Source organism: Microcoleus sp. AT3-A2, assembly GCF_036705685.1.
In the GTDB taxonomy this organism is placed as follows: Bacteria; Cyanobacteriota; Cyanobacteriia; order Cyanobacteriales; family Microcoleaceae; genus Microcoleus.
Genome location: NZ_JAUBVF010000009.1, coordinates 1 through 9,319, shown reverse-complemented (window position 1 = coordinate 9,319; position 9,319 = coordinate 1). Strand labels below are relative to the sequence as shown.

The 9,319-nt window shown below is 47.1% G+C and carries 2 protein-coding genes; both read left to right on the top strand.

All coding sequences use genetic code 11. The features are described from left to right. The coding region (locus QUB37_RS07820) for an FG-GAP-like repeat-containing protein (RefSeq protein WP_333160680.1) at positions 1-4,445 on the top strand (4,445 nt) is incomplete at its 5' end. Between the two features lie 500 nt (positions 4,446-4,945). Next, positions 4,946-9,262 carry a DUF4347 domain-containing protein gene (locus QUB37_RS07815; protein ID WP_333160678.1) on the top strand — a complete coding sequence of 1,439 codons (4,317 nt, stop codon included), beginning with the start codon at positions 4,946-4,948 and terminating at the stop codon, positions 9,260-9,262. Positions 9,263-9,319: the final 57 nt, after the last annotated feature.

Genomic DNA, 9,319 nt, shown 5'->3' with positions numbered 1-9,319 from the left:
GTGGTGGCACTACACCAGAACCAATACTTGGAAGTCCCGGCATTGTTATTAGTCCGGCATCGGGATTAGTAACTACAGAAGCAGGTGGCACAGACACTTTCACCATCAAACTCAACCGCCCACCTACTGCGGATGTAAAAATTGATTTGCGTAGCAGCAATGAGGCAGAGGGAGTAATTTCAACGGACTCGATTACCTTCAATTCTGTTAATTGGAATCAGTGGCAGCCGATTACGATAACGGGTGTGGACGATCGAGTATTTGACTTCGATAAGAGTTATCAGATTGTCACTGCCCCTGCTGTGAGTGCGGATAGTAACTACAACGGCCTCAATGCACCGGATGCCACTGTTGTTAACAGGGGTAACACCATACCCACATCTGAGGACAGGCCCCTATCTGGTGACAGTTCTTCAGATTTGGATTCGGACACTGCTGCTAACCCAGGCATCACCGTCTCCCCCACCAACGGATTAATCACCACTAAAACAGGTGCAAAAGCCAAATTTACCCTCGCACTTAATAGCAAGCCGACGGGCGAAGTTTTGATCGGTTTGAATGTTTCTCCTCAAAATCCTGCAGAGGGTAGTCTCTCCACTCCAGGAGTTACCTTTACACCTGACAACTGGAATATTCCCCAGGAGGTAACGGTAAAAGGAGAGGGTGGTACTTTCTCTGCTGCCGCTAACCGACCTTACACGATCCTTACCGCCCCTGCGAGCAGCGATGACAGTAAATACTCAGGTCTAGATGCCTCTGATGTCAGTCTCACCAATATGTTCGTTTATGACGACTATCCCTACAATCAATATCCTCAGATTGTCGTTGGGCCAACAAGCGAGTTGACTACAACAGAAGCAGGCGACACTGCTAATTTCAGTGTTGTGTTGACTCAGCAACCTATGGCTGATGTTGTCATCCCAGTCAGCAGTGACAACACGGCAGAAGGAACTGTTTCTGTATCGACGCTGAAGTTCACTCCTGATAATTGGGATACAGCTCAGACTGTCACAATCAAGGGTATTAACGATAATCAATCTGATGGCGATCGTCCCTACAAAATAATCCTCGACCCGGCTATAAGCAGCGACTTTGCAGACAGTGGGGGCTTTTTTCCAAATTTTGTGTACTCAGGTCTCGATCCTCAAGATGTAAGCGTGACTAATCTCGAACGCAGTTACACTTTCAACAAAATCAATACGGAAATCTCGAATTATTTCAACGGCGGAGCAATTAGCGATTGGGGAGACTACAGCGGTGATGGGAAACTGGATTTTATCGCAGCAGGAGGTTTTCAGCTTCTGAGCAATCCCGGTAGCAATCTTTCCTTTACTGGTACTTCGTTGTACCGCAATACTGGCAGTACCTTTACCGCTGACAGTGGCTACTCCTTAGAGTTAGCCGATGCCGCATCTTGGGGAGACTACGATAATGACGGCCAGCTAAATTTTGCTTTGCAAATAAATGCACTACTCAGTCAAAAATATCCCTCACCGCAACCACCAAACTTACTCAAAATTTACGGCCCAACTGCTTTAAACAGCGAGCAGACAAGTCCCACAGGTAGCTCCCAATCGTGGGCAGACTACAACAACGACGGCAAACTCGATCTCCTGAATGCCACCCAACAAAGTATCACGAATGAAAATGCAGACGGTACGTTTAGTACCCTGGAAAACGCAAGCTTACTGTACCGCAATACTGGGAAGAGCGATATAGTTTTGACGGTAGATATTACTACCCAACTCCCTGGTGTTCTCAACGGTTCGGCTGCTTGGGGGGACTATAACAAGGATGGCAAACCCGATATCCTGCTAACGGGCGATAGTGTTTCAGGCAAAATAGCCAAGGTGTTTGGCAATACTGGCAGCGGCTTTAGCGAAGACACGACTGCCGCCTTGCCCGGTGTTTCTAATGGTTCGGCAGCTTGGGGAGACTATGACAATGATGGCGATTTGGATATCTTGCTAGCGGGTAATTCAGATTCTGGCAACATCACTAAAGTGTATCGGAACACAGGCAGTGGCTTTAGCGAAGACACTACAGCCGTATTGCCAGGAAGTAATTCCGCAGCTTGGGGAGACTACGACAACGACGGCAAATTCGATATCTTGCTCGACAGCAAAGTTTACCGCAACACTGGCAATGGCTTTAGCGAAGATATCAGTGCTGGAGTGACTGGTGACGGTCAGGGATCTTGGGGAGACTACGACAGTGACGGCAAATTGGATATTTTGCTGGGCAACCAAGTGTACCGCAGCAATACTGCGATCGCAAACACTCCTCCCACTGCACCCACAGGGCTGTCGGCTGATCCCGATGGCCAAGAAGTTACCTTCAAATGGAACAAAGCAACTGATGCTCAAACTCCTGCTGATGGTTTAAGCTACAACCTGCGAGTTGGCACGACGCCTGGGGGCAGCGACATTCTCGCCCCGATGTCTCTCAATGACGGAACTCGGCAAGTTGTAGGGCTAGGTAATGCCAATCAAAACACCCAGTGGCAGCTCAAAGATTTGTCTCCAGATAAGACATATTACTGGAGCGTACAGGCGATCGACACTGCTTGGGCCGGTTCACCCTTTGCCGAAGAAGGGAGTTTTACCACAGTTGCCAACAACCCTCCTGTCTTCAACTACGGCCCGACTACCACCCCGTGGCATTACCAGTACATCAAGTCGAGCAGTTCATCAACGTTCGAGTACACCTTCCCAGAAAATACGTTCACTGACCCCGATCCGGGCGACCAACTGACCTACACAGCAACTCTGATGGACGGCAGTCCCCTGCCAAGTTGGCTCACTTTCAACCCAGATACCCGCACACTCAGCGGCACAAGTCCTAAACTGCAGCAGTTAACAATCAAGTTAACAGCAACAGACAGGGCGGGTCTTAGTGTCAGCGACAATGACCTTACGCGTCCATTTCAGGGTATGTTGCTGACATTTGGTCCCAACGGCGTAGTTATCGACGGTTATATTTCCGGTGCAACCCTCTTCCTAGACGCGAACAAAAACGGCATCCTCGACACCAACGAACCATCCACCACAACCGATTCCGGCGGTAAATTCAATCTCAACATCCCCTTCGAGACTTTCGACACCAACAAAAACGGAGAAATCGACCCATCAGAAGGCAATCTAGTAGCCACAGGAGGCACTGACACCGCCACCGGATTACCCCTAGAAACACCAGTCACCGCACCACCAGATTCTAGTGTCGTCACCCTCCTAACCACCTTAATCGCCGACTTAACCGACAAAGGAATTGAACCAGAAGAAGCCCAATCTTTAGTCAAAGCAGCCCTTTCTCTCCCCGCTGAAGTTGACCTAACTAGCTTAGACCCCATAGAAGCAACCAATAACAACCAACCCGGCGGCGTCCAAGTCTTATCCGCAATGGTGAAAGTCCAAAACTTCATCACTCAAACCAGCGCTTTGATTGACGGTGCTTCCAGTGCAGCTAGTCACGATCTTGTCAAGGCTGTTGTCAGTTCAATTACCAATCAAATTCAATCCGGTACAGTCTTAAACCTCAGCAATGCCGCAGCTTTAGAACCAATCATTCAGCAAGCAGCCGCGAAAATCCAGCAAATAGACCCCAGTTTCAACACTCAACAAGTCAGCCAAATTACATCGCAATCCGCGACAGTAATGGCAACAGCCAATCAGCGCATTGATGCGGCTGTCTCCAACCCAACAGGAACATCAATTCCTGAATCACTTGCCCGCCTCCAACAAGTAGCCTTGGGCCCAACTACTCAAGACTTCAAAGAAGTTGGTACCGGAAATAAACCTATTTCCCAGCTAGTTGCTGACAACACTGGTACTGCTTTAGATAGCAGAATTGAAGCTGTAGTATTGCCGACTGGGATTGCAACTCCTGTTGTCAGCGGTGATGCAGATTTGGGCAGCAATTCCCCGGATGCAATTCTCGGTACCAATGGCGACGATATCCTGACTGGCGACAGCGGGAATAATGTGTTGATGGGAATGAGGGGCAATGATTCCCTCGATGGAAGTCTGGGGAATGACACTATTTTCGGTGGCAAAGGTAGCGATACAATCCTCGGAAGTAGCGGTGATGATGCTTTGTTTGGCAACCGTGGTGCTGACATTTTGAATGGCGATGATGGTAATGATATTCTTTACGGAGGTAAGGGAGATGATTTACTGGCGGGCGGTTTGGGAAGTGATACTTTGGTAGGAGGAAGGGGATTAGATAAATTCCTACTCTCTACCAATTCCGGTACTGATACTGTTGCTGACTTTGAAGTGGGTACAGACTTGTTAGTATTGGGTAACGGGCTGAGTTTCTCGCAATTGGCTATTGCTCAAGATAGCGGTGCAACTTTAATCCGCTTGGCACAAACAGGGGAGATTTTAGCTTCTCTGGGTGGTGTTTCTGCTAGCAGTATCAGTGCCGTTAATTTCGGGTTGATTTAAGAAAGGTATCGGTTCAAGCACTTATTTTATCGGAGTTTAAAGTAAGTACGTGAAGCGAAGCTATCCCGTAGGGAATCGCCCGTAAAGATGGTAATGAATAAGTTTTAGGGGCGGGTTTACGAGATAATTGCCTAATACCAATTATCTCGTAAACCCGCCCCCACCCATGCCCGAAAGTCCACCAAAGGTTGAAACGAACGGCCCAACCGCATCGCAGATATCTATCAAAAATCCCGTTCTTAATATTTCAGTCTAATCACACTTGCTATTGAAGTGTTTTTGTGTTATATCATCCACCTCGCGATGGCTCATCCGTAATATTACTTAATAAAATTCCCCATCTTTATCAAAACTTTAATTAAAAAAGTCTTTATAAAGAAAACTTTATATAGATTTTTAGAAAAAACAGTTATTGTTACTACAACCTTCAGAAAGTGTTTCGGGCGTAAGTCGCGAAACAGGTGAATCATTGTCTTTTTTTAGTTATTAGTAGGTGCAGTATGCCAAATTTAAATAATCAAGTTTCACCAAGTGCGATCGCCTTTATAGATCCGAAAGTAGAAAATTATCAAAGTTTGATTGCCGGGGTAAAACCGGGTACGGAAGTAGTCGTTTTGGATGGGAACCGGGATGCGATCGACCAAATTACTCAAATTTTAGCTCTTCGTACTAATATTGACCGCATTCACATCGTTTCTCACGGTGCTCCGGGCAGCTTGCAATTGGGCGAGGGTAGCTTGAGTTTAGATGATATAGAGTGCGATCGGGATGCTCTACAGCAATGGTTTTCGCCACAAACCGACTCAAGGAGCAAAAATCGACGGAATATCCTGCTGTACGGGTGCTGTGTAGCAGCAGGCGAGACAGGTAAAGCATTTGTCAAACGCTTGAGTGAGTTAACCGGGGCATCGGTTGCGGCTTCCCAAAACCTCACGGGAAGTGTAACAAAAGGCGGCGACTGGGAATTAGAAGTCAGAACCGGGAAAATAGAAAAATCGCTGGTATTTGAACCCGAAGTATTAGCAGCTTACGAGTATGTTTTGAATAGTTTTGGTGCTGCGACTAACTTTCCCGTGGAATCAGATCCTGTCTTCGTCGGCGTCGGAGATTTTGACGGCGACGGAAACAAAGACTTAGCTGTGGCGAACAGTAACGCTTCCGGCGGCGGTTTTGGCAAACCTTATCTATCTGGCACATCAATTCTGTTAGGAGATGGCACGGGTAGCTTTGGCACCTCTACTCTGTTGCCACGGGGGACAACTGCCCTCGCTGTCGCTAATTTTGATAAAAATGAATATGACGACTTGGTTGTAGATAATAGCAATGGTTCTGTATCAATTTTTTATGGGAGTAACACTGGCTTGGGTGCTCCCGTCGATCTATCTTTCGACTCGCTGATTTTCACTAAATACATTGCTGTGGAAGATTTTGATGGTAATGGCAGGCCAGACTTAGCCTTAGCAACTAATCGTGCCACGGGTTCCCCCAATACTAATAGTGTCGTCTCAATTCTATTGCAGAATCCTGATGGCACTTTTGCGCCTCCTCAAAACTTTTTGGTAGGGGTATTCCCTCAATCTATTGCCGTCGGTGACTTTGACGGCAAGAACGGAAAAGACTTGGCTGTGACGAGCTATAACAATGGTTCTAACCTGGTTTCAATTCTACTGAACGATGGTAGTGGCAGTTTTGGCGCTGCCAATAATATTACAGTGGGGTTGCGACCATCTTCTATGGCTGTGGAGAAGTTTGACAATGACGACTTCCTCGACTTGGCTGTGGCAAATCTTGGTTCTAACAGCATCTCAATTTTGCTGGGGAATGGTAGTGGGGGCTTTACTACTACTACGGAAATTCCCGTGGGGTCGAGTCCCACTTTCCTCACTGTGGCGGATCTCGACGGCGACTCCAATCAAGATTTGGTTGTAGCTAAAAATGGATTGAATAAGGTTTCAGCTTTGTTGGGAAATGGCAACGGCACATTCAGTGCACCTGTTGATTTTGATGCGGGATCTGGTCCTAGTGCTGTTACTCCAAAAGATTTGGACAGGGATAATTTGCCCGATTTAGCGGTGACAAACTTTAATTCAGACAACGTTTCAATTCTGCTAAATATACCCAATACAGTCAATTTCGGCGCGACCACTTACAGCGGTACAGAAGGCTCTGGGGATACAGTAATTCCCGTTACTCTCAGCGGCGGCACTCCTTTGAGGAATGTAGTTGTACCAATTGTCATCGACCCCAGCAGCACAGCCACCGAAAATTCAGACTACACCTTTTCGCCTACTACTATTACTTTCCCCGCCGGCACTACTACTCTCACCCAGAATGTTGCAGTTACTATCAAACCAGACAATCTCCCGGAAAACGCCGAAACCGCAATCCTCAACTTTGGCACAATCACCGGAGGCGTTGCCGGTACAACCAAACAAACAACATTAACTATTGCAGCAAACGGTACTGTTTCTTATGCCATTGCCGCTGGTACTGCCAGCATTCCTGAAGGCAATAGCGGCACAAAACCTCTGACTTTCACTGCGACTCGCAGCGGCAACACGGGCGGGGCAAGTAGCGTCAATTATACGATCGCCGGAACAGCTACAAACGTCAGCGATTACAACAACATCGGCGGCACTTCAGGGGCAACTACTGCTACGGGCACAATTAATTTTGCCGCCGATGAAACATCCAAAACCATTACTCTGGATGTATTAGGCGACACCCTAGCTGAACCCGACGAAACCATTGCCGTCACCCTTTCAAGTCCCACAAGCCCAGGCGTAACACCGACAATTACCACTGCTACCGCTACCACAACTATTACTAATGATGATACGGCTGGCTTTACTATTAACCCAACAGCATTAACTACAAGTGAATTGGGTGGCACTGCTACGTTCACTGTCAAACTCAACTCTCAACCCACTGCTGATGTTGCGATCGATTTGAGTAGTTCCAATGTTACAGAAGGAACAGTTTCAACTAATCGCTTAACTTTCACTCCTGCTAACTACAATCAACCGCAAACAATAACGGTGAGTGGTGTTGACGATTTAGTAGCTGATGGCCCTCAACCTTACAAAATTGTCACGGCTGCTGCTGGGAGTACCGATATTAATTACAACAACGTCAATCCTGATGATGTCACCGTCACCAACAGTGACGATGAAATTCCGGGAATTACGGTGAATCCGACGGCCGGATTAACTACTGGTGAAGATGGCACCAAGGCTAATTTTACTGTGGTTTTGAATACTCAGCCAACGGCTGATGTGACTATCAAATTGAACACGGATAATGTTGCCGAGGCAACTGTTTCGACTAATATCTTAACTTTCACTCCGGCTAACTGGAAGACACCGCAACCAGTAACAGTAACAGGGGTTGAGGATAGCATTGCTGACGGCGATATTGATTACAAAATTGTCACGGAGGCTACTGAGAGTACAGATCCGAATTACAGCAACAAAGATGTAGCGGATGTTAGCCTCAGCAATAAGGACAATGATACCGCTAGTATTTCTATTACTCCTACGGCAACAACTGCTACAGAAGGTGGCGCGACGGGCAGTTATGCGATCAAGTTAACGTCACAGCCGAAGGCCTCTGTTACAATTAAATTTGTTAATGCCGGAGGTCAAATAAATGCGATCGCGCCTGTTACCTTTGACAGCACTAACTGGAATGTTCCCCAAACAATCACTGTCACTGCTACCGACGATAGCAAAGCCGAAGGTACGCACAGCGGCACGATCGCTCACACTGTTACCAGTACAGACCCTAAGTATAGCGGCACGGCAGTTCAGGATGTAAATGTAGCTATTACGGACAACGACACAGCAAGTGTCAGCATTGCACCTACGAGTACAACTGCTACAGAAGGCGGTGCAACGGGCAGTTATACAGTCAAGCTCAGCAGCCAACCGAATGCAGATGTTAACCTCAGCTTCGATACAGGCAGTCAAATTAATCCCATTTCTGAGATTAATTTCAACAGCAGTAACTGGAATGTTCCCCAAACAGTCACAGTCACTGCTATCGACGATAGCAAAGCCGAAGGCACCCACACGGGTATTATTTCTCACTTTGTTAAGAGTGCGGACACTAAGTATAGCAGCACAGCAGTTCAGGATGTAAATGTAGCGATTACCGACAACGACACAGCAGGTGTGAGCATTGCACCTACGAGTACAACTGCTACAGAAGGCGGTGCGACGGGCAGTTATACAGTCAAGCTCAACAGCCAACCGAATGAACCTGTTAACCTCATCTTTAATACAGGCAGTCAGATTAATGGGATTTCCGGGATTAATTTCAACAGCACTAACTGGAATGTTGCCCAACCAGTAACTGTCACCGCTACCGACGATCGCATAGCCGAAGGCGCACACACTGGCACGATTTCTCACTTTGTTGGCAGTTCAGACCCTAACTATAGTGGCACGGCAATTCAGGATGTAAATGTAGCTATTACCGACAACGACACAGCAGGTGTGATCATTGCACCTACGAGTACAACTGCTACAGAAGGCGGCGCGACGGGCAGTTATACAGTCAAGCTCAACAGCCAACCGAATGCAGACGTTAAGCTCAACTTCGATACAGGCAGTCAAATTAATCCGATTTCTGAGATTAATTTCAACAGCACTAACTGGTATATCGGGAAAAAAATCACTGTCACCGCTACCGACGATAGCACAGCGGAAGGCGCACACAGCGGCAAGATAGGTCACACTGTTATCAGTTCAGACCCTAACTATAGTGGGACGGCAGTTCAGGATGTAAATGTAGGCATTAAGCTGTTGTGCATTTAAAACGCATATTGGTATAATATAACATAATGATATTCAGAAAAAGTGAATGCCTGCTAA